Origin of the sequence: Enterobacter cancerogenus, from assembly GCF_019047785.1 — a bacterium.
GTDB lineage: Bacteria > Pseudomonadota > Gammaproteobacteria > Enterobacterales > Enterobacteriaceae > Enterobacter > Enterobacter cancerogenus.
In genome coordinates, this window is record NZ_CP077290.1 from 3,974,393 (window position 1) to 4,000,490 (window position 26,098).

Genomic DNA, 26,098 nt, shown 5'->3' on the forward strand with positions numbered 1-26,098 from the left:
ATTACAGAATACGGCTGATAAGGCGGTCGATACGGATCCGACGTAAGCGACGAATCAGCTTGCGGACTTTTACCGGGTAATCCGCAATGCTCTGCAGATCGCGGTAATGGCGCACAACGGTCGTATGCGTGCGGATCAGTTCCAGCTCGCGTTCACGCTTCGCCGCCAGTTCGTGCTGCGGATCGTGGATCAGAATGGCGTTTTCCAGATCCAGCCGCCAGGCGCGAGGGTTGAGGTTGTTGCCGGTCAGCAGCATCCACTCATCGTCCACCCACATGCCTTTGAGATGATAGCTATTGTCTTCATCTTTCCACAGGCGCACAACCAGCTGGTCTGTGTTTACATAGTACTGTAAACGGCTCAGGAAGCGACGCAGGTTGATCTCATAGAGATAAGGCAGTGCGCCGATGATCTTGAAGGGCTGATCTTCCGGAATAAAGAAGTCGTTAGCCGTTTTATCCCCAACGATAATTTCCACTTTCTTGCCATCACGCAGCAGCTGAATGATATTCCGCACCAGCACGGCAGGCAGGTTAAAGTAGGGTGTGCAGATCGTAAGCTTTTGCTCTGCACACGGCATCAGATGGAAGATAGTCTTGTTCAGCAGGCTGGATTTGCCCAAACCGACCAGTGGCGTAACGGAGAGCTCTTCGTTATTGGCATCACCCTGGAAGTGATAGACCGCGTCGCGCAGCTCCTGGCGGAAGGAACGCACGTCGTTTTTAATTTCCGGGCTTTTAGGGCGCTGCGGATCGTCAAGACGGTTTACGCCCCGGCCATGCACAAGGTATTTATCAACCCAGTTGAACATGATGTCCGCCATCTGCGGATTGCGGATAAGATGATAGCGGTCGTAACGGTACTTATCGAGCTGATGAAGATAGACATCATTCAGACTGGCGCCGCTGTACAGCACGCTGTCATCAATGATAAATCCTTTGAAATGCAGCACGCCCAGCGCTTCGCGGGTATTCACCGGCACGCCGTAAACAGGCACATCGACGCCAGGATTTTCCTGCGCCGTGCGGCAGTACCAGTCAGCATTGGTGTTTGACGCCGCAGCGCCAATGCGCCCGCGCTGGCCACGGTGCCAGTCGACGAGCACGCGAACGTCCAGTTCCGGACGCTGACGTTTCGCTTCATAGAGCGCGTTCAGAATAGCGCGCCCACCTTCATCTTGTTCAAGATACAGCGCCACGATACAGATACGTCGCGTCGCACTGGCAATCTTTTCCAGAAGCGTCTCCCGAAAATCAGCGGGAGCATAAAAGAATTCGACATCATCAACTGACTGAGAAATCTTCGGTAGTTGAGCAAGGTGTTGTTGATGTTTATTACGCTTAAATTTTGACAACATCACAGTGCGTTTCTTCTCTGTTCATTGAAGGGTTGTATGTATCATGCAAACAACATAAGCGGGCAATGATACCACCAGTACCGTCCAAAGTGGGCAACATTTCCAGTAGCTTACTCTTGTTTACCCACGGATATAAGGCTGAGCGAAAGGGAAACAATGCCTTCATCCAGCTGGATATCAACATCAAAACCGAGTTTGCGCGCGAGTGTCACCATGCCGCGATTGTTTGGCATAGTAATGCCGTTCAGGCGTAACAATCCATGATCGCGCGTATAGCTGATAAGCTTTTCAAGCAGTCGTCTTCCCAGACCCAGCCCCTTCAGATCGGAACGCACCAGGACGGCAAACTCTGCATCCACATTATCCGGATCAGAGATCGCACGCGTGACGCCAAGGATCTCATCCCCGCTGTCAGTCCGGCGAACCGCCACAAACGCCATTTCTCGATCGTAGTCGATCTGCGTCATATTGGCTAAATCATCGTGGGTAAATTCATTGATTTCGCTAAAGTAGCGATAGTAAAGATCCTCTTTGGTCACCTGCGAAATGAAGAACCGCAACTGGGGTTCATCTTCCGGCAGGATAGGGCGAAACAGCGCCCGCTCCCCATTCTTCATCTCGACCCACTCTTCAAGATGTAGAGGATAAGGGCGAATGGCGAGGCGGCTTTCACTGTCTCCGTCAAAAGGCGCAATATCCAGCGTGACGTCAAGCGCGGTAAATTCATTTCCGGAGGCGAGCAGGGGATGAATATCCAGCCGCTGGATCTCCGCACAATCAACGATCAGGTTAGAGACCTGCACCAGAAACTGGCTTAAACCGGCAATATCAAGCGGGCGCAGGGCGCTTCGGCCACGGATTTTTTTACTCTTAATCGCCTGAATGATCAGATAGCGCGCCAGGTTCATGTTGAGCGGCGGCAGCGCCACCACGGCCTGTTCCTCCGGTCGCCATTCAACGCCACCCTCACCCAGCATGATGAGCGGGCCAAAGACCGGGTCGTGCTCGACCACAACCCGCAGTTCCTGCGCGCCCGCCCGATTAGCCATGCTTTGGACCAGCAGGCCGTGGATCCGTGCCTGAGGCCAGGCCATTTTGACGCGATCGAAAATGGCATCCGCCGCCTGCTGCACTTCTGCCGCAGTTCGCAGATACAGCATTACCCCCTGAACATCTGACTTATGCGGAATATCGGGCGAGCGAAGCTTGAGGGCAACCGGATAGCCGAGTTGCTCGGCAATATGGACCGCCTCGGCGCTGTCGCTGGCAATCCAGGTGGGGAGCGTCTGAATACCATAACTGCCAAGAATAGGCTGCACTTCGTGGGTATCCAGGGACGTTGCGCCTTCCGCGATAGCCTGGTGCAGCAGTCGATGGACATCCACCGCGTTAGCCGTCAGATTGCCAGGCAGGGCGGGTGTTTCACGGAGCTGCTTTTGATTACGGCGATATTCAACCATATGCATAAACGCGGTAATGGTGCCTTCCGGGGTACGGTACGTGGGTAACCCGGCCTCGCTGAACAACCGTCGCGCCTCCTGAGACGAAAATTCGCCGCACCAGTTCGTCAGTAGCGTGACGTATTTTCCGCGAGGATGACGTTTTACCGCCTCAATGAGTGCTCGCGCGCTGTCGCTACCTGGCGCTGCGGCACTGGGCGAGTGGATAATCATCAGCGCGTCAAAGTCCTGGCTATCCAGCAGAATGGAAAGCGCGGTGATGTATCGCTCGCTACTGGCATCGTCGCGTAAATCGAGTGGATTGCCCGGGGTAACGCTGGCAGGCAGAGCGTCTCGCAGGCGCTGAAGCGTCTCGTCTCCGAGCGTTGCCAGCTTTCCATTGCGCAGCCACAGTTCATCCAGTGCCAGCGCCGCGGGCGCTGCGCCGTTACTGACGATCATCAGTTTCTCACCGCGCAGCGGACGCATGTGGCTTAAGGTCTCAACGGCGGAAAAGAGCTCATGGGTATCCTGTACACGCAACAACCCAGCGCGCTGGATCGCCGCGTCCCAGGCGGGATCCATGCCCGAGTGGGAATGAAGCAACCGTTGCGCGGCGGGGCTGCGTCCGCTTTTGATTACCAGAATCGGTTTGTTACGTGACGCGCTTCGGGCCGCTGAGACAAAACGACGGGCATCGCTGAGATGCTCCAGGTAGAGCAGAATTGCGCTGGTTTTGCTGTCACGCGCCAGGAAGTCCAGCAGCTCGTCAACGTCAATATCGAGGCTGTCACCCAACGCAATAAAGTAGGAAAACCCCATTTCCCGCTGCTGCGCCCAGTCCAGAATCGTGTTCGATACGGCAGCAGACTGCGAAATAAACGCCAGTTTACCTTTGCGAATCGGCACCGGTGAGAAGCTGGCGTTCAGACCCTGCCAGGGGGCAAGGAGGCCCAGACTGTTCGGGCCAAGGATCCGCATCTGAAAGCGTCCGGCACAGGCCAGTAGCTCGGCCTGCTGTTCAGGAGGAGACGAGAGAATAATGCAGGTTTTACACCCCTTTTGCCCAAGCGACTCCAGTAACTCCAGATTACGCTTAGCATGGGTACAGAGGACGGCGAGGTCGGGTATGAATGGCAGACTGGGCACATCGGGCCACGCCAGCACGCCCAGAACCGCCTTATAAGCGGGCGTGACGGGCAGAACAGGGCCACTGAACCCACCGGCCAGGAGATTGCGCATCATCAGATAACCTGCGCGATCCGGTTTCATCGAGGCGCCAATAACGGCAATGGACTTTGGACGTAATAGCGCTTCTAACCCTCGCTGGCTCATGCAACTCTCCTGTGAATGCAAGCGACCTGATGATTTTAAACGCTTTCTGACTCTGCTGCTGTGACGCTGCCCTTATGAATGGTTTTTCCCGCCAGATAGCGTTCGCGAAAACAGGAGAAGTGGTTGCCAAGCGCGGTGGCGGCAGCGGTATCCCCGGCCAAATCCAGCAGCGCGATGGCCACTTCTGCGGTGCAGTATTGCCCGTCAGCGTGCGCTTCCCGCAGGCGATAGGCCGAGACGCGGGATAAATCAACGGAGATCACCGGTAAGGCATCCAGATACGGGCTTTTACGAAACATTTTTCGGGCTTCGGTCCAGGTGCCATCCAGCATGATAAACAGCGGCGGTTTGCCTGACGGCGGCGCAGAGAGAACTTCACGCTGTTCTCCGGCATAGGAGGCCGGAAAAACCACCATCGGCTGATAGTCAGGATGGGCGACCAGGTCCAGCAGTGCCTGTGGCGGCTCCGTTCGCGACCACTGGAACGCGGCGGTATCGGGCAGGATATCGGCGATCAGACGCCCGGTATTGCTGGGCTTCATGGGTTCGGTATCGAACATCACCAGGCAAAAGCGGCTTTCGGCGGGGCAGGGAGCCAGCGTGTCGCACAGGCAGACCTTGAGCGGAAGCAGGCAGCGCTGGCAGCGGCGAATACGATTGCCTCGGGCAAGAAAAGGGCGAGTGGCGCGGGCGAGTCGTTCGGCGCGCAGTTGCAGGACAGCGTTATCAGTCATGGGCGAAACACAGGAAAAACGCTATTTTCGCAGAGGCGGGAGCGGGGCACAAGATGTGCCCCGGGGAATGTTAGAGTGACTCGTTCAACCAGCTTTCAAAAGGTGCTTTAGGAACCGCACCGTTCAGCATGTCAATCACTTCACCATTTTTAAAGATCATGATGGTAGGGATGCTGCGAATGCGAAAACGGGCGCTTAACTCACGTTCCGCTTCGGTGTTCACCTTCACAAAACGCATTTTACCGCTACGTTCCTCCGCCACGTCTTCAAATACCGGCGCGAAGTTACGGCACGGACCACACCACGGCGCCCAAAAATCGACAACCACCGGGAGATCGTCCTTGAGGAGTTTGTCCAGCGTAGCACCCGTCGCGTTAATGACATCGCCATCAAACAGTTCGTGACCACAGCGTCCGCATTTAGCGGCATCGTCAATACGATCGTCCGGAATACGATTCAGGGCCTGACAGTTGGCACATACGGTATTCATAACTAACCTCTGATACAGCGGCAGAATGCCGAGAATGTTTCTTATATGTTACATATTATCAATGAGCCTGTTTGAAACGACAATGCGTTTTATTCAATGAGAACAATAGTCACAGGCTTTTGTACGAAATTATGGCTATGAGCTTGCACATCGGGTAATCTGCGCGCTTCGCGCAGCGCTGGTGGAGAAAAGCATGAACGACGAAATGAAAAACAAAAGCGGCAAGGTCAAAGTGATGTATGTCCGCAGTGATGATGACTCAGATAAACGCACCCAAAATCCGCGTACCGGAAAAGGGGGCGGGCGTCCGGCGTCTTCTCGTGCAGACGGTGGCCGTCGCCCCGCCCGCGATGACAGAAATAACCGCGGCGATGACCGCAAACGTGACGATCGCAAACGCGATGACCGTCCACGCAGCGATCGTCCACGTAATGACCGCCCTCGCGACGATCGTCCGCGTGATGACTATTCGCGTGATAATGCCTCACCGTGGCGTACCGTGTCGCGCGCACCTGGCGAAGAGACGCCAGAGAAAGCCGATCACGGCGGGATCAGCGGCAAAAGCTTTATCGATCCGGAAGTTCTGCGCCGCCAGCGTGCAGAAGAGACCCGCGTTTATGGCGAAAACGCCTGTCAGGCCCTGTTCCAGAGCCGACCTGAGTGCATCGTCCGCGCCTGGTTCATCCAGAGCGTGACCCCACGCTTCAAAGAAGCGTTACGCTGGATGGCGGCAAACCGTAAGGCCTACCATGTGGTGGATGATGCCGAGCTGACGAAAGCATCCGGTACGGAACACCACGGCGGCGTCTGTTTCCTGATCAAAAAACGTAACGGTACTACCGTGCAGCAGTGGGTTAGCCAGGCTGAAGCGGATGACTGCGTGCTGGCGCTGGAAGATGTGGGCAACCCGCACAACCTGGGCGCGATGATGCGCAGCTGCGCGCACTTCGGCGTGAAAGGTGTCCTGCTGCAGGATGCTGCCCTGCTGGAATCCGGCGCGGCGATCCGTACCGCAGAAGGCGGAGCGGAACATGTTCAGCCGATCACCGGCGACAGCGTTCTTGACGCAATTGAGCAGTTCCGCAAAGCGGGCTACTCCATCGTGACCACTTCCAGCCATGCCGCTACGCCGCTGTTTAAAGCAACGCTGCCGCGTAAAATGGTGCTGGTGTTAGGTCAGGAGCGTGATGGCCTGTCTGATGCAGCGCTGTCCAGCGCCGATCTTAGTGTCTCCATCGACGGTACGGGTAATGTTGAAAGCCTCAACGTGTCCGTCGCGACCGGCGTATTGCTGGCCGAATGGTGGCGTCAGAATAAGGCATAAGCCTCTTATGTGCCGGGCCTGACCCGGCACATTCAATATTTATTCACCCTCAGCCGGCAACACAGGCATCCAGTCAATCGGCGTTTCGCCACGTTTCTCCAGCCATTCATTCGCCAGAACAAAGTGATTACTGCCAAAGAAACCGCGATGGGCAGAGAGCGGTGACGGGTGCGGCGCTTTAAGAACGTGATGACGCTGCCTGTCGATGATCGCCCCTTTCTTCTGCGCATGCGATCCCCAGAGTAAAAATACGACCCCTTCGCGATGCTCGTTAATCAGGCTTATCACCTTATCCGTAAAGGTTTCCCACCCCAGGCTGGCATGGGAATGCGCCTGCCCGGCACGCACCGTGAGCACGGTGTTCAACAGCAGTACGCCCTGGCGCGCCCAGCTTTCCAGGTAGCCGTGATTTGGCCGGGTAAACCCGGGTATCGTCGCTTCGAGCTCTTTATACATATTCAACAGGGAAGGGGGAATGGCAACGCCAGGACGCACGGAAAACGCCAGGCCATGCGCCTGTCCTGGCCCATGGTAGGGGTCCTGACCAAGGATCACCACTTTGACGTTGCCCAGTTCGGTATAGCGAAACGCGTTGAAAACATCCTTTTGCGGCGGATAGATCGTCTGGCCCGCCTGCCGCTCTGCGGCAACTGTGCTAAGCGTATTGATAAAATAGGGCTGCTGTTTCTCTTCGGCCAGCACATCGTGCCACGTTAACGGGGTTGTCATCTCGCTCTCCTGCGAATTTTCATCTGTGCCTAGCTTAACTGCTAAATCCCGGCGAGCAAAATTTCGGGTCGGAAAATCACGCTAACCCTTTAAATTTTATTTGAAAGTCTATGCCATGGTTTGAATTGGTAAGGTTCGAAATTGATCTAAAACAATAAAATCAAACCACACTCTTTATGTGGTTGGTGTTTTTGTTGATTTAAATCAATAAATCTCGCAGGGGTGAATGATATATATACACACAAGCAACAATGGTTTTACCAATTGGCCGCGTGAGGCCGACACCAGTTAATGTAGCCTAAGGGAGGCATCACATGATTACGGGTATCCAGATTACTAAAGCTGCAAATGACGACCTGCTGAACTCTTTCTGGCTGCTGGACAGCGAAAAAAATGAAGCACGCTGTGTAGTAGCGAAAGCCGGTTTTGCTGAAGATGAAATCGTTCCGGTGAACAAGCTGGGCGAAATCGAATACCGTGAAATTCCGATGGAAGTGCAACCGGAAGTGCGCGTGGAAGGCGGTCAGCACCTGAACGTCAACGTTCTGCGTCGCGAAACGCTGATGGATGCCGTTGAGCATCCGGAAAAATATCCACAGCTGACCATCCGTGTGTCTGGCTATGCGGTACGTTTCAACTCGCTGACGCCAGAGCAGCAGCGCGACGTTATTGCGCGTACCTTTACTGAAAGTCTGTAAGGGTCTCAGCCACGGGGGTGGCATAAAAAAGCCGGGGATTTCCCCGGCTTTTTTTATTCTTCAGTTTTCGTCTCAGGCGCAGCTGAGCTTGGCTTGCGACGTTTACCTACGTTTTTGGTGTCGCGGTGGCGCTGCTTCACGCGCGGCTTCTCTTTTTCTTTCTCTTTTCTCTCGGCACGCTTCGCGAGCGCTTTTTTAGACGGTTTACCCGTCATTTTTTCACTCGGGGCACGCGTGGTTGGACGCAACCCGTCAATCACCCGCGATTTCAGCGGTTCGTCGACGTAGCGGCCAATTTTCTGCAGCAGCAGATGGTCATGTGCTTCAACCAGGGAAATCGCAATACCTTTACGGCCCGCACGTCCGGTACGACCGATACGGTGCAGATAGGTATCACCGCTGCGCGGCATATCAAAGTTGATGACATGACTGACATCCGGAATGTCGATCCCGCGCGCCGCGACGTCGGTGGCTACCAGCACGTTCACGCGGCCATCGGTCAGGCGCTTAATCCCTTCGGTACGCTTAACCTGCGCCATCTCGCCTTCGAGATAACAGTTGTTGATCCCGGCGTTACGCAGGATCTCTGCCAGCTCATGCACACGCTCGCGTTTACGCACAAACACGATGGTACGGGTCGCATCTTCCTGCTTCAGCAGCTGCTTGAGCAGTTCAATTTTGTGCTCAAGATTATCCGCACGGTAATACCACTGGTGGATCTTTTTGCGCTCGCGTGTGGACGGCGTAGCAGACACTTCTACCGGGTCTTCCAGCAGACGTTCTGCGAAATCTTTGATGGCGTCCCCTTCGAGGGTCGCAGAGAACAGCATCGTCTGGTTACGCCAGCGCGTTTCACCTGCAATGTGCTCGATATCCTGGGCAAAGCCCATGTCCAGCATACGGTCAGCTTCATCGAGGATCAGGGTTTCAACCGCGCGGCAGTCGAAGTTCTCTTCTTTAATGTATTGCAGCAGGCGGCCCGTCGTTGCAACGACGATGTCCTGGTTCTCGCTGAACACTTCGGCGTGGTTCATATACGCAACGCCGCCGGTGATCGTGGCAATGTCCAGATGGGTATTAGCCGCAAGCTCACGCGCGTGATCGGCAACCTGCATCGCCAGTTCGCGGGTTGGCGTCAGGATCAAAATACGCGGTGGGCCAGATTTTTTACGCGGGAAATCGAGCAGGTGCTGCAACACAGGCAGCAAATAGGCTGCTGTTTTCCCCGTGCCGGTTGGCGCAGAACCGAGCACATCGCGGCCTTCAAGCGCAGGCGGAATGGCCGCGGCCTGAATGGCGGTCGGGCGTGTAAAGCCTTTGCTCTCAAGTGCATTGAGCAGGCTTTCATCGAGTTCAAGTTCGGAAAAAGTCGTTACAGTCATGTTCTACCTCTGTGTGGGGCGCTGATTATAGACGTTACGGCTGTAATCTTCATCTGTTTGTATGGATATCGCTTTTCGGCCACATCGCTTTCCCCTATGCTACTCCAGTTTCGTTCTGAAGGTTGCCCCAACATGTCTCAACTCAAAGCGCAATTGCGCCGCGATGGTTTCACATTTAAACAGTTCTTTGTTGCTCACGACCGCTGCGCGATGAAAGTCGGCACTGATGCTATTTTACTGGGGGCCTGGGCACCCGTCGCCGAGGCTACGCGTATTCTGGATATCGGAACCGGGAGCGGGCTTCTGGCATTAATGCTGGCACAGCGCACCAAAAATCACGTCACGATTGATGCCGTCGAGCTGGACGCGCAGGCGGCAGGCCAGGCGAGTGAAAATGCAGCCGAATCACCCTGGGCGAAGCGTATTAACGTCAAGTGTGCTGATGTACTTGCCTGGGCACCAGAGCAGACGGCGCGTTACGATCTTATCGTCAGCAACCCGCCCTATTTTGAACCCGGCGTGGAATGCGGTACACCGGAACGTGAACAGGCCCGCTACACCGGCTCGCTTGATCATAAGGCGCTGCTAACCAGTGCCGCAGAGCTGATCGCGGAAGAGGGTTTTTTCTGCGTCGTACTGCCGGAAAGTACCGGCAACACCTTTATTGAGATTGCGCAGCAGATAGGGTGGAAACTCCGTTTGCGGACTGATATCTCCGATACCGAAGGGCGTTTGCCGCATCGCGTGCTGCTGGCGCTCTCCCCGAAAGAAGGGGAGTGCTTTACTGACCGGATGGTGATTCGCGGGCCAGACCAGCGCTATTCCGAAGATTACACTGCCCTGACCCAGGCTTTTTATCTGTTTATGTGAGTATGTGGCGACAGGATCGACGGGCCGGATGTCGGTAAAGCATCAGGATAGTCCAGGGTATAGTGCAGGCCACGGCTCTCTTTACGCATCATCGCGCAGCGAACGATCAGCTCAGCCACCTGAACCAGGTTGCGCAGCTCCAGCAGATTATTGGATACGCGGAAGTTGGCGTAGTATTCATCTATCTCTTGTTGCAGCATCGTGATGCGGCGTAACGCACGTTCAAGGCGCTTAGTCGTTCGCACAATCCCCACGTAGTCCCACATGAAGAGTCTCAGCTCATGCCAGTTATGCTGAATGACGACCAGCTCATCCGGATTCTCCACCCGACTTTCGTCCCAGGAGGGCAAGTGCTCCGTCTGGCGGGCATACGGCATGCGTTTGGTGATATCTTCCGCAGCAGACCATCCATAGACCAGACACTCCAGTAGCGAGTTGGACGCCATCCGGTTAGCGCCATGCAGCCCGGTGTAACTCACCTCACCGATGGCATATAAGCCATCCACATCGGTACGCCCGTGATCGTCAACCATCACACCGCCACAGGTATAGTGGGCAGCGGGAACGACAGGAACCGGATCGCGGGTCAAATCTATACCCAGACCCCGCAGTTTTTCGTCGATTGTCGGAAAGTGCTGGCGAATAAATTCAGGCGGCTTATGGCTGATATCAAGATACATGCAATCGACGCCAAGGCGCTTCATTTCATGATCGATAGCGCGGGCGACAATGTCGCGCGGGGCGAGTTCGCCTCTGTCATCAAAGTCCGGCATAAAGCGCGAGCCGTCCGGGCGCTTAAGGTAAGCGCCTTCGCCGCGCAGGGCTTCCGTCAGCAGGAAGTTGCGCGCCTGGGGATGGTACAGAGCAGTAGGATGGAACTGATTAAATTCAAGATTCGCCACGCGGCATCCGGCCCGCCATGCCATCGCGATGCCATCGCCTGAAGAAATGTCCGGATTCGTCGTGTATTGATAGACCTTAGAAGCCCCGCCCGTTGCCAGCACAACCGCTTTAGCGCGGCAGGTTTCAACTTTCTCTTTATTACGATTCCATACCCAAGCTCCGACCACGCGCCGCGTGCCCGGCAGGCCAATTTTATCGGAGATAATGAGATCCACTGCATTACTGCGCTCAAGGATCTGGATATTGGGATGGCTCAGGGCCTTACTCACCAGCGTGGTTTCGACCGCTTTACCGGTGGCATCGGCAGCATGAAGGATGCGGCGATGGCTGTGCCCACCCTCGCGGGTCAGATGATAGCTCTGTTCACCATTGGGCTGAACTTCGGTATCAAATAACACGCCCTGGTCTATCAGCCACTGCACGCAGTGTCGGGCGTTGCCTGCGACAAACTCAGCGGCGTGGGTGTCCACGATCCCGGCACCGGCAATCAGGGTATCTTCTACGTGGGAGGCGATGCTGTCGGTTTCATCAAACACGGCGGCGATGCCGCCCTGTGCGTAGAAGGTCGATCCTTCGCTCATCGGCCCTTTACTGAGTACGATCACCCGCTGATGTTCGGCCAGTCGCAGTGCAAGGGACAGCCCCGCAGCACCGCTGCCGATAATCAGTACATCACAATGGAGTTCTGGCGTAGTGTTCATGTTGTGTTGTTTAATTTACTAAACAGAGTTAGGCCAGAATAGCACCTGATTGCGAGATATCGCACGTTTTTTTTAATCGCTGTTACAATGGCTAAACGTGTGACAAGGCGTAAACGGGAGGTAAATGAACGAAAATATTTTGCGAAGCAGATCGTTAGCGTCAGATTATGTGATGAAATAAAACCCGGGTTGCGTTACTCTTCAGGCGGTAAAGTGGCGCATTCTTGACAGAAAGTGCGTATGTATCGTGAACCGACTTATAATGAGAGAAAATGAACGGTCGACGACACGATGAACAAAAACAAAAGCGTGACGGAACTTATTGAAGAATAAACGCTCTAATTCGGTGCTTGCTCAAAGTGCGATGTTTTAGAGTGGCGTTTCGATAACGCGTGGAATTTTGGTTTGGGGAGACATTACCTCGGATGAGCGAGCAGTTAACGGACCAGGTCCTGGTTGAACGGGTCCAGAAGGGAGATCAGAAAGCCTTTAACCTCCTGGTAGTGCGCTACCAGCATAAGGTGGCGAGTCTGGTATCCCGCTATGTACCCTCAGGTGACGTGCCTGATGTGGTGCAAGAGTCTTTTATTAAGGCCTATCGTGCGCTGGATTCGTTCCGGGGGGATAGTGCTTTTTATACCTGGCTGTACCGTATTGCGGTCAACACAGCCAAGAACTATCTGGTCGCTCAGGGCCGTCGTCCACCTTCAAGTGATGTGGACGCAATCGACGCCGAAAATTTCGAAAGTGGCGGCGCATTGAAAGAAATTTCGAACCCTGAGAACTTAATGTTGTCAGAAGAACTGAGACAAATCGTTTTTCGCACAATCGAGTCGCTCCCGGAAGATTTACGCATGGCTATTACCCTGCGGGAGCTTGATGGTCTGAGCTATGAAGAGATAGCCGCTATCATGGATTGTCCGGTTGGCACGGTACGCTCTCGTATTTTCCGTGCGCGAGAAGCTATTGATAATAAAGTTCAACCGCTTATCAGGCGTTGACGATAGCGGGATACTGGAAAAGGTATTAGGCATGCAGAAAGAAAAACTTTCCGCTTTAATGGATGGTGAAACGCTGGACAGTGAGTTGCTCAACGAGCTTTCTCACTCTTCCGAGATGCAACAGACCTGGGAGAGTTATCACCTCATCCGTGATGCGCTTCGCGGTGACACCAGCGAGGTTCTCCATTTCGATATCTCAGCCCGCGTGATGGCGGCCATTGAGAATGAGCCTGTTCATCAGACCACTCCGCTGATCCCTGAAGCGCAGCCAGCACCGCACCAGTGGCAGAAAATGCCGTTCTGGCACAAGGTGCGACCGTGGGCCAGTCAACTCACCCAAATGGGCGTGGCGGCTTGCGTATCGCTTGCAGTTATCGTTGGTGTCCAGCACTATAACACGCAGTCTGAAGCCAGCCAGCAGCCTGAAGCGCCAGTGTTTAATACGCTGCCGATGATGGGCAAAGCCAGCCCGGTAAGTCTGGGTGTTCCTGCAGAGGCCTCCGCCAGCGGCGGACAGCAAGTGCAGGTTCAGGAGCAGCGTCGTCGCATTAATGCGATGTTGCAGGACTATGAGCTGCAGCGTCGACTGCACTCAGAGCAGCTTCAGTTTGAGCAGGCACAAACCCAGCAGGCCGCTGTGCAGGTGCCTGGAAACCAAACTTTAGGAACGCAATCGCAGTAATGAAGCAACTTTGGTTCGCCATGTCTCTGATGGCGGGTAGCCTGTTCTTCTCTGCCAACGCCTCGGCTGATGTTTCATCCGGGGCGTTGTTGCAGCAAATGAATCTGGCCAGCCAGTCACTCAACTATGAGTTGGCATTTATCAGCATCAATAAGCAGGGCGTCGAATCGTTACGTTATCGCCATGCACGTCTTGATAATCAGCCTCTCGCTCAGCTTTTACAGATGGATGGCCCACGGCGTGAAGTGGTTCAGCGGGGGAACGAAATCAGCTATTTCGAACCCGGGCTTGAGCCGTTTACCCTGAATGGCGACTATATCGTCGATTCTCTGCCGTCACTTATCTATACCGATTTTAAGCGACTTGCCCCTTACTATGATTTTATCTCGGTAGGACGCACGCGAATTGCAGACCGACTGTGTGAAGTGATCCGCGTGGTTGCTCGCGACGGTACGCGCTACAGCTATATCGTCTGGATAGATGCGGAAACCCACTTGCCGATGCGCGTTGACCTGCTCGATCGTGATGGTGAAACGCTGGAACAGTTCCGCGTGATCTCCTTTAGCGTTAACAGCCAGGTCGGAAACAGCATGCAGAACCTGGCCAAGGCCAGCCTGCCGCCGCTGCTTTCTGTCCCTGCGGGTGATTCCGTCAATTTCAGCTGGGTGCCTTCCTGGATCCCGCAAGGGTTTAGTGAAGTGTCCAGCAGCCGTCGTCAGTTGCCGACCATTGAAACGCCCGTTGAGTCACGACTCTACTCTGACGGTTTGTTCAGCTTCTCGGTAAACATTAACCGTGCCACGGCTAACAGTTCTGAACAGATGCTACGTACCGGCCGCCGGACGGTGAGCACGACGGTTCGTGAAAATGCTGAAATTACCATCGTCGGGGAATTGCCGCCGCAAACCGCGAAGCGCATTTCCGACAGCATCAAATTCAAGGCTACGCAATGATTAAAGAGTGGGCTACCGTCGTCTCATGGAAGGATGGCATCGCACTGGTTAGCTGTGATGTGAAAGCATCCTGCAACAGCTGCGCTTCCAGATCGGGTTGCGGAAGCCGGGTACTGAATAAACTCGGCCCTCAGACCTCGCACACCCTCTCCGTGCCGAGCGAACAGCCTCTGATGGCAGGGCAGAAAGTCGAACTGGGAATTGCCGAAGGCAGCCTGCTGGGTTCCGCAATGCTGGTTTACCTTTCTCCGCTGGTGGGGCTGTTTGTCATGGGCGGTGTATTCCAGATGCTTTTCGGTACCGATATTGCCGCCATGTGCGGGGCTGCATTGGGCGGTGTGGGCGGTTTCTGGCTTGCCAAAGGCATCTCGCCTAAGCTTGCCGCCCGCGAAGAGTGGCAGCCTGTTATTCTCAGCGTAGCGCTGGCGCCTGACCAGCTTCGTGTTGAAACGCTCTCTTCTGAGGCCCGGTAATCTGCCGGGCTTTATCATTATTTACATCCCAAAAAAGAAAACGCCGTTTCTTCGCGCTATGCTTGGCTCTAAGTGCATTTCCAGGTGACGGGGATGTAGTGTAGAATGCTGCGTTTTCGCACTGAAAAACGTCAGGCTAAGAACAGCGGCCTCCAGGAATTCGTAAGGCATAATTATTTAACTATATGAAGAACATACGTAACTTTTCGATCATTGCTCACATTGACCACGGTAAGTCGACGCTGTCTGACCGTATTATCCAGATTTGCGGTGGCCTGTCTGATCGTGAAATGGCAGCCCAGGTACTGGACTCCATGGACCTGGAACGCGAACGCGGTATCACCATTAAAGCGCAAAGCGTGACGCTCGACTATAAAGCGTCTGATGGTGAAACCTATCAACTTAACTTTATCGACACCCCGGGCCACGTTGACTTCTCTTATGAAGTTTCCCGCTCGCTGGCGGCCTGTGAAGGTGCGCTGCTGGTGGTCGATGCCGGGCAGGGCGTAGAAGCCCAGACGCTGGCAAACTGCTACACCGCGATGGAGATGGATCTGGAGGTTGTGCCGGTCCTGAACAAAATCGACCTGCCGGCAGCCGATCCTGAGCGCGTGGCAGAAGAGATTGAAGATATCGTCGGTATCGATGCCACCGATGCCGTGCGCTGCTCGGCGAAAACCGGCGTGGGCGTTCCTGATGTGCTGGAACGTCTGGTACGCGATATTCCGGCCCCTGAAGGCGATCCGGATGCCCCTCTGCAGGCGTTGATCATCGACTCCTGGTTTGATAACTATCTCGGCGTCGTCTCACTGGTGCGTATCAAAAACGGCACCATGCGTAAAGGCGATAAAATCAAGGTTATCAGTACCGGCCAGGTCTATAACGCCGACCGTCTGGGGATCTTCACGCCAAAACAGGTTGACCGTACCGAGCTGAAATGCGGCGAGGTTGGCTGGCTGGTTTGCGCCATCAAAGACATCCTCGGTGCGCCAGTGGGCGATACCCTGACGGGAGCACGTAACCCGGCGGACAAAGCGTTGCCTGGTTTCAAAAAGGTGAAGCCGCAGGTTTACGCGGGTCTGTTCCCGGTCAGCTCTGACGACTATGAAAACTTCCGCGATGCGCTCGGCAAACTGAGCCTCAACGATGCGTCCCTGTTCTACGAGCCAGAAAGCTCAACCGCGCTGGGCTTCGGCTTCCGCTGTGGCTTCCTTGGCCTGCTGCACATGGAGATCATCCAGGAGCGTCTGGAGCGTGAATACGATCTGGATCTGATCACCACCGCCCCGACGGTAGTGTACGAAGTTGAAACGACGTCGAAAGAAGTTATCTATGTCGACAGCCCATCCAAGCTTCCGCCGCTGAACAACATTCATGAACTGCGCGAGCCTATCGCAGAGTGTCACATGCTGCTGCCACAGGAGTTCCTGGGCAACGTGATCACCCTGTGTATCGAGAAGCGTGGCGTGCAGACCAACATGGTTTACCACGGTAACCAGGTGGCGCTGACCTATGAAATTCCAATGGCGGAAGTGGTGCTCGACTTCTTCGACCGTCTGAAGTCTACCTCCCGTGGCTATGCGTCGCTGGATTACAACTTCAAACGCTTCCAGGCCTCCAACATGGTTCGTGTTGACGTGCTGATCAACGGCGAGCGTGTCGACGCTCTGGCGCTGATCACCCATAACGACAATGCGCCGTATCGTGGACGTGAGCTGGTCGAGAAGATGAAAGATCTTATCCCGCGTCAGCAGTTCGACATCGCGATTCAGGCGGCCATCGGTAACCACATTATCGCCCGTTCTACCGTGAAGCAGCTGCGTAAAAACGTTCTGGCGAAATGCTACGGCGGCGACGTCAGCCGTAAGAAAAAGCTGTTGCAGAAACAGAAAGACGGTAAGAAGCGTATGAAGCAGGTCGGTAACGTTGAGCTGCCGCAGGAAGCATTCCTTGCCATCCTTCACGTTGGTAAAGACGGCAAATAACCCTAAGGAGTTGGCATGGCGAACATGTTTGCCCTGATTCTGGTCATCGCGACCCTGGTGACAGGTCTGTTGTGGTGTCTGGATAAGTTTATTTTCGCCCCAAAACGCCGTGAACGTCAGGCTGCCGCGCAGGCAGCCACTGGCGATCAGCTGGACGCGAAGACCCTGAAGAAAGTCGGCCCAAAACCGGGCTGGCTGGAAACAGGGGCCTCGGTCTTCCCGGTGCTGGCGATTGTGCTGGTGGTTCGCTCGTTCATTTACGAGCCGTTCCAGATCCCGTCAGGCTCAATGATGCCTACGCTGCTGATTGGTGATTTCATTCTGGTCGAGAAGTTTGCCTACGGAATTAAAGATCCTATCTACCAGAAAACACTTATTGAGACCGGCCACCCGAAACGTGGCGACATCGTGGTCTTTAAATATCCGGAAGATCCGCGCCTGGACTACATCAAGCGCGCTGTCGGCCTGCCGGGTGATAAAGTGACCTACGATCCGGTTGCGAAAGAAGTGACCGTACAGCCAGGCTGCAGCTCCGGTACCGCATGTGAGAATGCGCTGCCAATCACTTACTCCAACGTGGAGCCAAGCGATTTTGTGCAGACGTTTGCCCGTCGTAACGGCGGCGAAGCGACCAGCGGTTTCTTCCAGGTACCGAAGGGCGAAACCAAAGAAAATGGCATTCGTCTGGTCGAGCGTAAAGAGACGCTGGGTGACGTAACGCACCGCATTCTGACCGTGCCAATCGCGCAGGATCAGGTGGGGATGTATTACCGTCAGCCAGGCCAGCAGCTGGCAACCTGGATCGTTCCACCGGGGCACTACTTCATGATGGGTGATAACCGCGATAACTCTGCGGACAGCCGTTACTGGGGCTTTGTGCCGGAAGCGAATCTGGTCGGTAAAGCTACCGCCATCTGGATGAGTTTTGAGAAACAGGAAGGGGAATGGCCAACCGGCGTTCGCCTGAATCGTATTGGCGGAATCCATTAATTCTCATTAAATGAACACGTAGCCGCGTTAATTCGCGGCTACGTGAATTATTTCCGCGATAAATCTCTATGAACTAACGACATCCCCTGTCGTTGTGTATAGAATATTCCCCCGAAGTTTAAGGTTGGCCCTGCAAGGGTGCCACGGCACACGAAACCGCGTTGGTCTTCTCAGGTCGGTTTCGTGTGCTGCATTTTTGACGCATTCATTTATTGGTATCGCATGAACCCCATCGTAATTAATCGGCTTCAACGGAAGCTGGGCTACACTTTTATTCATCAGGAGTTGTTGCAACAGGCATTAACCCACCGCAGTGCCAGCAGCAAACATAATGAGCGTCTTGAGTTTTTAGGCGACTCTATTTTAAGTTTTGTGATTGCTAATGCGCTTTACCATCGTTTCCCTCGTGTGGACGAAGGTGATATGAGCCGCATGCGCGCCACGCTGGTGCGGGGTAACACTCTGGCGGAAATCGCACGCGAATTTGAGCTGGGTGAATGTCTGCGTCTGGGGCCGGGTGAACTGAAAAGCGGCGGCTTCCGTCGTGAGTCTATTCTCGCCGATACCGTCGAAGCATTGATTGGTGGCGTATTCCTGGACAGCGATATCCAGACCGTAGAAAAAATGATCCTTAACTGGTATCAAACCCGTCTGGATGAAATCAGTCCGGGCGATAAACAAAAAGATCCGAAAACGCGTCTGCAGGAATATCTGCAGGGTCGCCACCTTCCGCTGCCGTCCTATCTGGTTGTGCAGGTGCGTGGCGAAGCGCACGATCAAGAATTTACCATCCATTGCCAGGTCAGTGGCCTGAGTGAACCGGTGGTTGGCACAGGTTCTAGCCGTCGTAAGGCGGAACAGGCTGCCGCCGAACAGGCGTTAAAAATGCTGGAGCTGGAATGAGCGAAGAAAAAACCTATTGCGGATTTATTGCCATCGTCGGACGTCCGAACGTCGGCAAATCCACCCTGTTGAATAATCTGCTTGGACAGAAGATTTCAATCACCTCTCGCAAGGCGCAGACGACCCGTCACCGCATTGTGGGTATCCATACTGAAGGCGCGTATCAGGCGATTTACGTCGATACCCCGGGCCTGCATATGGAAGAGAAACGCGCCATCAACCGCCTGATGAACAAGGCGGCAAGCAGCTCGATTGGCGATGTTGAGTTGGTGATTTTCGTGGTCGAAGGTACCCGCTGGACGCCGGACGACGAAATGGTGCTTAACAAGCTGCGTGATGGTAAAACGCCGGTGATCCTTGCCGTCAATAAAGTTGACAACGTGCAGGAAAAAGCCGACCTGCTGCCGCACCTGCAATGGCTGGGCAGCCAGATGAACTTCCTCGATATCGTACCGCTGTCTGCAGAGACCGGTCTGAACGTGGATACCATCGCGGGCATCGTGCGCAAACATTTGCCGGAAGCGATCCATCACTTCCCGGAAGATTACATTACCGATCGCTCACAGCGCTTTATGGCCTCTGAAATCATCCGCGAAAAGCTGATGCGTTTCCTCGGCGCGGAACTGCCTTACTCGGTGACCGTGGAGATCGAACGTTTCCAGACCAACGAGCGTGGCGGCTATGACATCAACGGCCTGATCCTCGTTGAGCGTGAAGGGCAGAAGAAGATGGTTATTGGCAACAAAGGGGCCAAGATCAAAACCATCGGCATTGAGGCCCGTAAGGACATGATGGAGATGTTTGAAGCGCCGGTTCACCTGGAGCTGTGGGTGAAAGTGAAATCTGGCTGGGCCGATGATGAGCGCGCGCTGCGCAGCCTCGGTTACGGCGAAGACCAGTAGTTTTCAGACTCTATGGCTTTCGAGGTGCAGGAAGGCGGTAAGACCGCGGATCCCCGGGAGCTTACTTCAGTAAGTGACTGGGGTGAACGGGCGCAGCCAACGCACCTGCAACTTGAAAGACGACGAGTATGATGGAAGGTTGGCAGCGTGCCTTTGTATTGCATAGTCGTCCCTGGAGCGAAACCAGCCTGATGCTGGACGTCTTCACGGAAGAGTCGGGTCGCGTGCGCCTTGTGGCTAAAGGCGCACGTTCCAAACGTTCTAACCTGAAAGGTGCCTTACAGCCTTTCACGCCGCTGCTGGTCCGCTTTGGCGGGCGCGGTGAAGTCAAAACCCTGCGCAGTGCCGAAGCCGTCTCTCTGGCGCTTCCCCTTTCTGGTATCACGCTGTACAGCGGTCTGTATGTCAACGAGCTTATCTCGCGCGTTCTTGAACATGAGACTCGCTTCTCTGAACTTTTCTTTGATTACCTGCACTGTATCCAGGCCTTAGCTGGCGCAACCGGCACGCCGGAACCTGCGCTGCGCCGTTTTGAGCTGGCGCTGCTGGGGCATTTGGGTTACGGCGTCGATTTTCTGCATTGTGCGGGCAGTGGCGACGAGGTGGAAGACAACATGACCTATCGCTATCGCGAGGAAAAAGGCTTTATTGCCAGCATCGTGGTCGATAACAGCACCTTTACCGGGCGGCACCTGCGGGCGCTGTATGAGCGGGAGTTCCCGGATGCGGATACCCTGCGTGCGGCAAAACGCTTTACCCGAATTGCACTCAAGCCGTATCTTGGTGGCAAGCCCTTAAAGAGCCGCGAATTATTCAGGCAGTTTTTGCCGAAACGTTAACGTTTTACCCCTTACCCCAGCCCTCTCCCGAAGGGTGAGGGGGAAAGGAAATGAACCAAAATACCGAGGATTGTCATGGCTGAATTACTGTTAGGCGTCAACATCGATCACATTGCCACGCTGCGTAATGCACGCGGGACGGCGTATCCCGATCCGGTTCAGGCGGCGTTTATCGCTGAACAGGCTGGCGCCGACGGTATTACCGTTCACCTGCGTGAAGATCGCCGCCACATCACCGACCGTGACGTGCGCATTCTGCGTCAAACGCTGGATACCCGCATGAATCTGGAGATGGCCGTCACCGAGGAGATGCTGGCGATTGCCTGCGAAACGAAGCCGCATTTCTGCTGCCTGGTGCCCGAAAAGCGTCAGGAAGTGACCACCGAAGGCGGTCTCGACGTGGCGGGCCAGCCTGAGAAAATGCGCGATGCCTGCAAACGTCTGGCAGATGCCGGTATTCTGGTTTCCCTGTTTATCGATGCCGATGATGCGCAGATCAAAGCGGCGGCGGATGCAGGCGCCCCGTATATCGAAATTCATACCGGCTGTTATGCCGATGCCAAAAACGATGCCGAGCAGGCGAAAGAGCTGGAGCGCATCGCGAAAGCCGCCACCTATGCGGCAAGCCTCGGCCTGAAGGTCAATGCCGGTCACGGGCTGACCTACCACAACGTAAAAGCCATCGCCGCGCTGCCGGAAATGCACGAGCTGAATATCGGACACGCCATTATTGGCCGTGCGGTGATGAGCGGCCTGAAAGACGCCGTGGCGGAAATGAAGCGCCTGATGCTGGAAGCACGCCAGTAATGGCCATTCTGGGCTTAGGCACCGATATCGTAGAAATCGCCCGCATAGAAGCGGTGATCGCCCGGAGCGGCGATCGCCTGGCAAGACGCGTGCTGAGCGACAACGAATGGGCCATCTGGGAAGCGCACCAGCAGCCGGTGCGTTTTCTGGCGAAGCGCTTTGCGGTGAAAGAGGCGGCGGCGAAAGCCTTCGGAACCGGCATTCGTAACGGGCTGGCGTTTAATCAGTTCGAAGTTTTCAATGATGAACTGGGGAAACCGCGCCTGCGCTTATGGGGCGAGGCGCAAAAGCTGGCGGAAAAACTCGGCGTAGCGCATATGCACGTCACGCTGGCCGATGAACGCCACTACGCCTGCGCGACGGTCATCATCGAAAGTTAAAGTTTGTCCGCGTGGTGCATCATGACAAACTTGTCCCACAGCTGCTCTTCGCTCTCAGCGTGTGCCGGATCTTTAAGAATGGTATTGGGGATAGGGCACACCTTCTGACAGGTCGGCGTCTCGTAGTGGCCGATGCATTCGGTGCAGCGGTCGCTGTTAATCTCATAAATGCTCTCACCCATCGAAATGGCCTCGTTCGGGCATTCGGGTTCGCACATATCGCAATTGATGCATTTTTTGGTGATTAACAGCGCCATCGGGAAATTCTCAGAAACAACACAAACAGGGCGGGCATTATACGCTCATTCTCTGTTCAAACCAGTTTTTTTACCAGCGCCTCGCTGTGGCGGATCCGCTCCGGCGCATGCTCAAGATCCTGCTGAACGAGAGCCATAAACAGCAGATCCGTCAGCATCATCTGGGCGCTGGTGGAGGAGATGGCTGCGCTGCGCGTGGCCTGTTCTTCGGCGATGGTATACAGACAGCGTGTCGCACGCTGTTGCAGCGCGTTAGGGGTGAAACCGGTGATAGCCAAAATTTTGCCACCCACGCGCAGCGTTTCATCCGTCGCCATATTGATCTCCCGGCGTTCGCCGGAATAGGAGATCGCCAGCAGCACGTCTTCAGGATCCATTGCCTGGACCGTCGCCAGCAGGGCATGCATATCCTGCTCAACAATGGCGTTAAGACCGATTTTTGTCAGCTTCCAGCCAAAGTTACGCGCCACAAGCCCGGACGCGCCAATCCCGGTCAAAATAATGCGCCGCGCGTTACGCAGCATCGCGACGCTATCCAGCAGCTTCTCTTCGGTGTTGACGTCGAGCGTCGCATGCATGGCCGCGACCTTCTCTTTAATCAGCTTTTCGCCCACCAGGCGCATCGGATCGTCGCCGCGGATCTGGTTATGCACCGGCATCGACTGCGGGTTCGGGTTACTGACCAGCGCTTCGCTGAGCGCCAGTTTCAGCGCCGGGAAGCCTTTAAAACCAATCTTCTGGGCAAATTTCACCACGCTGGACTGGCTTACCCCCGCCTCGCTCGCCAGCTGCTGCGAGCTAAGATGGCGCGCCCGATCGGGCTGGGACAGTAGAAAGTCCGCGAGCTTCTTATCGCTCTGGGCAAAGCCCGCGTAACGCTGGCGAATGCGAATTAAACAGTTCATACGATCTCCTGGCGAAAATGTGATTGCCTGCGCAAATACGGATTTTGCTCGCCTGAATGAATTTTATATTCCATTATAGTGTGATTATTATGAATTAAAAATTCTTGAGGTACAAAAGATGAATCTTGGCTCACTTGTTTCTGAAACGCGCAACCCGCAAACCATGGATCTGGATGCGCTCTCCACGCTGGAACTGGTTAACCGTTTTAATCAGCAGGATACGCTGGTCGCGCTGGCGGTGAAAGAGACATTACCAGAGGTCGCGAAGGCGGTCGATGCGGCAGCGGCCGCGCTGAAAGCCGGTGGACGCATTATTTACATGGGCGCAGGCACCAGCGGACGTCTCGGTGTGCTGGACGCGTCTGAATGCCCGCCGACCTTTGGCGTACCGCATGGCCTGGTGGTGGGGTTGATCGCCGGTGGTCCTGGCGCGTTGCTTAAGGCGGTAGAAGGGGCGGAAGACAGCAAACAGCTGGGTGAGGATGACCTGAAGGCGCTGAACCTGACCGCGCAGGATCTGGTGGTGGGCTTGGCAGCCTCGGGGCGCACGCCGTACGTCATTGGCGGCCTCGAGTACGCCAGGCAGACCGGGTGCACCACGGTGGCTATCTCCTGCAACCCCGGCTCCCCGATTGCGCAGGTGGCAGATATTGCTATCTCGCCGGTCGTCGGGCCTGAAGCGCTTACCGGCTCCACGCGGCTGAAGTCCGGAACCGCACAAAAACTGGTACTGAATATGATCTCTACCGGCGCGATGGTGAAATTTGGCAAGGTTTACCAGAACCTGATGGTGGATATGAAGGCCACCAACGTGAAGCTGGTGGACAGAGCGTGTCGCATGGTGGTGGAAGCCACAGGGATAAGCCGCGAGGAGGCGGAAAAGGTACTCAAGCAGACGGACTACGATGTGAAACCGGCCATCCTGATGATATTAAGCGGGCTGGATGCAGCCGCCGCACGAGCCAGCCTTGAAAGGCATCAAGGCTTCCTGCGGGCGGCATTAGAAAACGTATAAGAGGCGTGTATGGAAAAAACAGCAGCGCTCGCCGGCGACATCCTGAAGGGAATCGGTGGGGAAAAAAATATACAGCGTCTGGAAAACTGCATGACGCGCGTGCGCGTCGAGGTGCATGACGATGAGCAGCTCGACATTATGCGTCTTAAGCAGCTTCCTGGCGTCAGCGGCTACGTCAAGCAGGGGCAACAGCATCAGCTGATCGTCGGGCCGGGAAAAGCGGCACAGGTGGTTGATGCCATGCGTGCGCAAATGGGCGGTGAGGCGACAGCGACAGTTAACGATGCCGAGCGTACCAAAGCGCAGGCGAAAGCCAAATACAAAGCCCCGATGAGCGATGCGCTGCGCCAGCTGGCAAACGTCTTTATTCCCCTGATCCCGGCGTTTATTGCCTCCGGCTTAATCACGGGGATCATTAATATCCTCAAGCGTCCGGACATCGTGGGTGATTTCGCCACCCACTATCCGAACCTGCTGGGCATTCTGGGGATCTTCGGCAGCGCCGTGTTTGCCATCATGAGCATTCTGGTCGGGGTCAACACTGCGAAGGTGTTTGGCGGCTCGATGGCCATGGGCGGCGTGATGGCGGGCATTTTGTCCAGCCCGCAGCTGGCGCAGATCACGCTGTTTGGTGAGGCACTTCAGCCAGGCCGGGGCGGCGTCATTGCCGTGCTGCTGGTGGTCATCCTGATGTGCTGGATTGAGAAAAGACTGCGCGCCCTGCTGCCGGGCTCGCTTGAGCTTATCCTCAATCCGCTGCTGACGACGCTTATCGCAGGCGGAATCGCCATCGTTGCGCTGCAGCCGCTGGGGGGATGGATCTCCGAGGCGATTGCGCACGGTGCCTCTCTGGCTATCGATCGCGGCGGCTTGCTGGTCGGCGCGGTGTTGTCGGGGACGTTCCTGCCGCTGGTACTGACCGGTCTGCATCAGGGGCTGGTACCGATCCACGTCGAACTGGTACAGGCGCACGGGTATAACGCGTTGCTGCCGATTCTCTCTATGGCCGGGGTGGGTCAGGTGGGCGCGGCCCTCGCGGTACTGATGAAAACCCGCAATGCGCGGCTGAAAAAAGTGATCAAAGGCGCGATGCCGGTCGGATTACTCGGCATCGGTGAGCCATTAATTTTCGGCGTGACGCTGCCATTGGGTAAGCCCTTTCTTGCCGCCTGTCTGGGCGGTGCGGTAGGTGGGGCGCTGATTAGCTACTGGAAAGTGGCGACCGTGATTACCTTTGGGCTGTCGGGTTTACCGCTGGCATTAACGATCGTCACCGGAAAAGTCATGCTCTATCTGTTAGGCTATTTGGTAACGGTAATTGCAGGTTTCCTGTTTACCTGGCTATTAGGATTCAACGACCCAGAGGAGTAAGGTTTGGCAAATCACGAGCGTCGCGTTGTCTTTTTCGACCTGGACGGAACGCTGCACCAGCAGGATATGTTCGGCACGTTTATGCGCTACCTGCTGCGGCGTCAGCCTGTGAATGCGTTGCTCGTCTTACCGCTCTTACCCGTCATTGGCATTGCGCTGCTGGTGAAAGGCCGTGCCGCGCGATGGCCAATGAGCCTGCTGCTGTGGGGCTGCACGTTCGGCCACAGCGATGCGCGGCTTAAACAGCTCGAACAGGATTTTGTGCACTGGTTTCGCGGTCATGTGACCGCGTTTCCCGTAGTTCAGGAAAGGCTCACTCAGTATCTCGATGCCAATGACGCCGATATCTGGTTGATTACCGGCTCGCCGCAGCCGCTGGTTGAGCAGGTTTACGTTGATACCCCGTGGCTACCGCGCGTCAATCTCATCGCCACGCAGATCTCAAGAGGATATGGTGGCTGGGTGCTCACCCTGCGCTGCCTCGGGCACGAAAAAGTCGTCCAGCTTGAAAAGCGCATCGGTACGCCGCTGCGTCTTTACAGCGGCTACAGCGACAGCAAACAGGACAACCCGCTTCTCTACTTTTGCCAGCACCGCTGGCGCGTCACGCCGTCAGGTGAACTCCAGCAACTCGAATAGTCTTCTTGAGAGCGGGTGTGTATAATGCCGCCCG

At 55.3% G+C, this 26,098-nt stretch carries 26 protein-coding genes; 17 read left to right on the forward strand and 9 right to left on the reverse strand.

All coding sequences use genetic code 11. The annotated features are described in order from the left end of the window. Position 1: 1 nt before the first annotated feature. The 4 genes from pssA to trxC form a co-directional block, all read right to left on the reverse strand. Entirely contained in the window at positions 2 to 1,357 is a 1,356-nt protein-coding gene (gene pssA / locus I6L58_RS18770) for a CDP-diacylglycerol--serine O-phosphatidyltransferase (protein WP_006176740.1), read from the reverse strand. 110 nt (positions 1,358 to 1,467) lie between these two features. After that, complete coding sequence (locus I6L58_RS18780) at positions 1,468 to 4,131, reverse strand: bifunctional acetate--CoA ligase family protein/GNAT family N-acetyltransferase (protein WP_088207925.1); 2,664 nt, start codon at positions 4,129 to 4,131, stop codon at positions 1,468 to 1,470. Positions 4,132 to 4,166: 35 nt separating this feature from the next. Beyond that, the gene (gene tapT / locus I6L58_RS18785; protein WP_088207926.1) at positions 4,167 to 4,865 is read right to left on the reverse strand and encodes a tRNA-uridine aminocarboxypropyltransferase; all 699 of its coding nucleotides are present in this window, start codon (positions 4,863 to 4,865) and stop codon (positions 4,167 to 4,169) included. 70 nt (positions 4,866 to 4,935) lie between these two features. Next, on the reverse strand, positions 4,936 to 5,355 hold the full coding sequence (gene trxC, locus I6L58_RS18790) for a thioredoxin TrxC (RefSeq protein ID WP_006176737.1): 420 nt from the start codon (positions 5,353 to 5,355) through the stop codon (positions 4,936 to 4,938). 193 nt (positions 5,356 to 5,548) lie between these two features. Here trxC and I6L58_RS18795 point away from each other — a divergent pair, with 193 nt between their 5' ends. Next, positions 5,549 to 6,679 carry a tRNA/rRNA methyltransferase gene (locus I6L58_RS18795; protein ID WP_042320444.1) on the forward strand — a complete coding sequence of 377 codons (1,131 nt, stop codon included), beginning with the start codon at positions 5,549 to 5,551 and terminating at the stop codon, positions 6,677 to 6,679. A 39-nt stretch (positions 6,680 to 6,718) separates the two neighbouring features. Here the strand turns inward: I6L58_RS18795 and ung are convergent, their stop codons facing one another. Further along, positions 6,719 to 7,408: a uracil-DNA glycosylase gene (gene ung, locus I6L58_RS18800; protein WP_088207927.1), complete on the reverse strand. Its 690-nt coding sequence runs from the start codon at positions 7,406 to 7,408 to the stop codon at positions 6,719 to 6,721. A 314-nt stretch (positions 7,409 to 7,722) separates the two neighbouring features. Between ung and grcA the strand changes: the two genes are divergently transcribed. Continuing rightward, complete coding sequence (gene grcA / locus I6L58_RS18805; RefSeq protein WP_006176733.1) at positions 7,723 to 8,106, forward strand: autonomous glycyl radical cofactor GrcA; 384 nt, start codon at positions 7,723 to 7,725, stop codon at positions 8,104 to 8,106. Positions 8,107 to 8,159: 53 nt separating this feature from the next. Here the strand turns inward: grcA and srmB are convergent, their stop codons facing one another. Then, a complete protein-coding gene (srmB, locus tag I6L58_RS18810; protein WP_006176732.1) occupies positions 8,160 to 9,488 on the reverse strand; it encodes an ATP-dependent RNA helicase SrmB in 1,329 nt (442 codons plus the stop codon). Between the two features lie 132 nt (positions 9,489 to 9,620). Here srmB and trmN point away from each other — a divergent pair, with 132 nt between their 5' ends. Then, the gene (trmN, locus tag I6L58_RS18815) at positions 9,621 to 10,358 is read left to right on the forward strand and encodes a tRNA(1)(Val) (adenine(37)-N(6))-methyltransferase TrmN (RefSeq protein WP_088207928.1); all 738 of its coding nucleotides are present in this window, start codon (positions 9,621 to 9,623) and stop codon (positions 10,356 to 10,358) included. Here trmN and nadB read toward each other — a convergent pair. Continuing rightward, complete coding sequence (gene nadB / locus I6L58_RS18820) at positions 10,343 to 11,962, reverse strand: L-aspartate oxidase (protein WP_088207929.1); 1,620 nt, start codon at positions 11,960 to 11,962, stop codon at positions 10,343 to 10,345. The genes trmN and nadB overlap by 16 nt on opposite strands. Before the next feature lie 425 nt (positions 11,963 to 12,387). Between nadB and rpoE the strand changes: the two genes are divergently transcribed. The 11 genes from rpoE (at position 12,388) to acpS (ending at position 21,877) form a co-directional block, all read left to right on the forward strand. Further along, positions 12,388 to 12,963 (forward strand): RNA polymerase sigma factor RpoE, encoded by a 576-nt coding sequence (gene rpoE, locus I6L58_RS18830; protein WP_006176728.1) that lies wholly within the window; start codon positions 12,388 to 12,390, stop codon positions 12,961 to 12,963. A 31-nt stretch (positions 12,964 to 12,994) separates the two neighbouring features. Beyond that, the gene (rseA, locus tag I6L58_RS18835; protein WP_088207930.1) at positions 12,995 to 13,645 is read left to right on the forward strand and encodes an anti-sigma-E factor RseA; all 651 of its coding nucleotides are present in this window, start codon (positions 12,995 to 12,997) and stop codon (positions 13,643 to 13,645) included. Next, positions 13,645 to 14,598 carry a sigma-E factor regulatory protein RseB gene (rseB, locus tag I6L58_RS18840; protein ID WP_088207931.1) on the forward strand — a complete coding sequence of 318 codons (954 nt, stop codon included), beginning with the start codon at positions 13,645 to 13,647 and terminating at the stop codon, positions 14,596 to 14,598. Before rseA ends, rseB begins: the two co-directional genes overlap by 1 nt. After that, positions 14,595 to 15,071 (forward strand): SoxR-reducing system protein RseC, encoded by a 477-nt coding sequence (rseC, locus tag I6L58_RS18845; RefSeq protein WP_088207932.1) that lies wholly within the window; start codon positions 14,595 to 14,597, stop codon positions 15,069 to 15,071. Before rseB ends, rseC begins: the two co-directional genes overlap by 4 nt. Before the next feature lie 185 nt (positions 15,072 to 15,256). Continuing rightward, complete coding sequence (gene lepA / locus I6L58_RS18850) at positions 15,257 to 17,056, forward strand: translation elongation factor 4 (protein ID WP_006176724.1); 1,800 nt, start codon at positions 15,257 to 15,259, stop codon at positions 17,054 to 17,056. Positions 17,057 to 17,071: 15 nt separating this feature from the next. After that, positions 17,072 to 18,046, forward strand: a complete 975-nt coding sequence (gene lepB / locus I6L58_RS18855) for a signal peptidase I (protein WP_006176723.1) — start codon at positions 17,072 to 17,074, stop codon at positions 18,044 to 18,046. Positions 18,047 to 18,268: 222 nt separating this feature from the next. Beyond that, positions 18,269 to 18,949 carry a ribonuclease III gene (rnc, locus tag I6L58_RS18860; protein WP_042320629.1) on the forward strand — a complete coding sequence of 227 codons (681 nt, stop codon included), beginning with the start codon at positions 18,269 to 18,271 and terminating at the stop codon, positions 18,947 to 18,949. Next, positions 18,946 to 19,851: a GTPase Era gene (era, locus tag I6L58_RS18865; protein ID WP_006176722.1), complete on the forward strand. Its 906-nt coding sequence runs from the start codon at positions 18,946 to 18,948 to the stop codon at positions 19,849 to 19,851. Before rnc ends, era begins: the two co-directional genes overlap by 4 nt. Before the next feature lie 131 nt (positions 19,852 to 19,982). Next, positions 19,983 to 20,690: a DNA repair protein RecO gene (gene recO, locus I6L58_RS18870; protein ID WP_088208394.1), complete on the forward strand. Its 708-nt coding sequence runs from the start codon at positions 19,983 to 19,985 to the stop codon at positions 20,688 to 20,690. Positions 20,691 to 20,765: 75 nt separating this feature from the next. Beyond that, a complete protein-coding gene (gene pdxJ, locus I6L58_RS18875; protein ID WP_006176719.1) occupies positions 20,766 to 21,497 on the forward strand; it encodes a pyridoxine 5'-phosphate synthase in 732 nt (243 codons plus the stop codon). After that, positions 21,497 to 21,877, forward strand: a complete 381-nt coding sequence (gene acpS / locus I6L58_RS18880; protein ID WP_088207934.1) for a holo-ACP synthase — start codon at positions 21,497 to 21,499, stop codon at positions 21,875 to 21,877. The genes pdxJ and acpS overlap by 1 nt, the downstream gene beginning before the upstream one ends. Here the strand turns inward: acpS and I6L58_RS18885 are convergent. Both I6L58_RS18885 and I6L58_RS18890 read right to left on the reverse strand, forming a co-directional pair. Next, complete coding sequence (locus tag I6L58_RS18885) at positions 21,874 to 22,134, reverse strand: YfhL family 4Fe-4S dicluster ferredoxin (protein ID WP_088207935.1); 261 nt, start codon at positions 22,132 to 22,134, stop codon at positions 21,874 to 21,876. The two genes, acpS and I6L58_RS18885, sit on opposite strands and share 4 nt — an antisense overlap. Positions 22,135 to 22,190: 56 nt before the next feature. Continuing rightward, positions 22,191 to 23,039, reverse strand: coding sequence for a MurR/RpiR family transcriptional regulator (locus I6L58_RS18890; RefSeq protein ID WP_006176716.1), 849 nt, complete (start codon positions 23,037 to 23,039; stop codon positions 22,191 to 22,193). 118 nt (positions 23,040 to 23,157) lie between these two features. On the opposite strand from I6L58_RS18890, the gene murQ reads away from it, so the two are divergent. From murQ to yfhb, 3 genes are read left to right on the forward strand one after another with little or no spacing between them, the layout of a single operon-like run. Further along, the gene (gene murQ, locus I6L58_RS18895; protein WP_088207936.1) at positions 23,158 to 24,054 is read left to right on the forward strand and encodes an N-acetylmuramic acid 6-phosphate etherase; all 897 of its coding nucleotides are present in this window, start codon (positions 23,158 to 23,160) and stop codon (positions 24,052 to 24,054) included. Positions 24,055 to 24,063: 9 nt separating this feature from the next. Next, positions 24,064 to 25,425 (forward strand): PTS transporter subunit EIIC, encoded by a 1,362-nt coding sequence (locus I6L58_RS18900; RefSeq protein ID WP_058610323.1) that lies wholly within the window; start codon positions 24,064 to 24,066, stop codon positions 25,423 to 25,425. A 3-nt stretch (positions 25,426 to 25,428) separates the two neighbouring features. Beyond that, positions 25,429 to 26,064, forward strand: a complete 636-nt coding sequence (yfhb, locus tag I6L58_RS18905) for a phosphatidylglycerophosphatase C (protein WP_006176712.1) — start codon at positions 25,429 to 25,431, stop codon at positions 26,062 to 26,064. Positions 26,065 to 26,098: the final 34 nt, after the last annotated feature.

Excerpts from the sequence above, each read along its gene's own strand:
- pssA (WP_006176740.1), bottom strand. The coding sequence starts at position 1,357 with ATGTTGTCAAAATTTAAGCGTAATAAACATCAACAACACCTTGCTCAA.
- I6L58_RS18780 (WP_088207925.1), bottom strand. The coding sequence starts at position 4,131 with ATGAGCCAGCGAGGGTTAGAAGCGCTATTACGTCCAAAGTCCATTGCC.
- tapT (WP_088207926.1), bottom strand. The coding sequence starts at position 4,865 with ATGACTGATAACGCTGTCCTGCAACTGCGCGCCGAACGACTCGCCCGC.
- trxC (WP_006176737.1), bottom strand. The coding sequence starts at position 5,355 with ATGAATACCGTATGTGCCAACTGTCAGGCCCTGAATCGTATTCCGGAC.
- I6L58_RS18795 (WP_042320444.1), top strand. The coding sequence starts at position 5,549 with ATGAACGACGAAATGAAAAACAAAAGCGGCAAGGTCAAAGTGATGTAT.
- ung (WP_088207927.1), bottom strand. The coding sequence starts at position 7,408 with ATGACAACCCCGTTAACGTGGCACGATGTGCTGGCCGAAGAGAAACAG.
- grcA (WP_006176733.1), top strand. The coding sequence starts at position 7,723 with ATGATTACGGGTATCCAGATTACTAAAGCTGCAAATGACGACCTGCTG.
- srmB (WP_006176732.1), bottom strand. The coding sequence starts at position 9,488 with ATGACTGTAACGACTTTTTCCGAACTTGAACTCGATGAAAGCCTGCTC.
- trmN (WP_088207928.1), top strand. The coding sequence starts at position 9,621 with ATGTCTCAACTCAAAGCGCAATTGCGCCGCGATGGTTTCACATTTAAA.
- nadB (WP_088207929.1), bottom strand. The coding sequence starts at position 11,962 with ATGAACACTACGCCAGAACTCCATTGTGATGTACTGATTATCGGCAGC.
- rpoE (WP_006176728.1), top strand. The coding sequence starts at position 12,388 with ATGAGCGAGCAGTTAACGGACCAGGTCCTGGTTGAACGGGTCCAGAAG.
- rseA (WP_088207930.1), top strand. The coding sequence starts at position 12,995 with ATGCAGAAAGAAAAACTTTCCGCTTTAATGGATGGTGAAACGCTGGAC.
- rseB (WP_088207931.1), top strand. The coding sequence starts at position 13,645 with ATGAAGCAACTTTGGTTCGCCATGTCTCTGATGGCGGGTAGCCTGTTC.
- rseC (WP_088207932.1), top strand. The coding sequence starts at position 14,595 with ATGATTAAAGAGTGGGCTACCGTCGTCTCATGGAAGGATGGCATCGCA.
- lepA (WP_006176724.1), top strand. The coding sequence starts at position 15,257 with ATGAAGAACATACGTAACTTTTCGATCATTGCTCACATTGACCACGGT.
- lepB (WP_006176723.1), top strand. The coding sequence starts at position 17,072 with ATGGCGAACATGTTTGCCCTGATTCTGGTCATCGCGACCCTGGTGACA.
- rnc (WP_042320629.1), top strand. The coding sequence starts at position 18,269 with ATGAACCCCATCGTAATTAATCGGCTTCAACGGAAGCTGGGCTACACT.
- era (WP_006176722.1), top strand. The coding sequence starts at position 18,946 with ATGAGCGAAGAAAAAACCTATTGCGGATTTATTGCCATCGTCGGACGT.
- recO (WP_088208394.1), top strand. The coding sequence starts at position 19,983 with ATGGAAGGTTGGCAGCGTGCCTTTGTATTGCATAGTCGTCCCTGGAGC.
- pdxJ (WP_006176719.1), top strand. The coding sequence starts at position 20,766 with ATGGCTGAATTACTGTTAGGCGTCAACATCGATCACATTGCCACGCTG.
- acpS (WP_088207934.1), top strand. The coding sequence starts at position 21,497 with ATGGCCATTCTGGGCTTAGGCACCGATATCGTAGAAATCGCCCGCATA.
- I6L58_RS18885 (WP_088207935.1), bottom strand. The coding sequence starts at position 22,134 with ATGGCGCTGTTAATCACCAAAAAATGCATCAATTGCGATATGTGCGAA.
- I6L58_RS18890 (WP_006176716.1), bottom strand. The coding sequence starts at position 23,039 with ATGAACTGTTTAATTCGCATTCGCCAGCGTTACGCGGGCTTTGCCCAG.
- murQ (WP_088207936.1), top strand. The coding sequence starts at position 23,158 with ATGAATCTTGGCTCACTTGTTTCTGAAACGCGCAACCCGCAAACCATG.
- I6L58_RS18900 (WP_058610323.1), top strand. The coding sequence starts at position 24,064 with ATGGAAAAAACAGCAGCGCTCGCCGGCGACATCCTGAAGGGAATCGGT.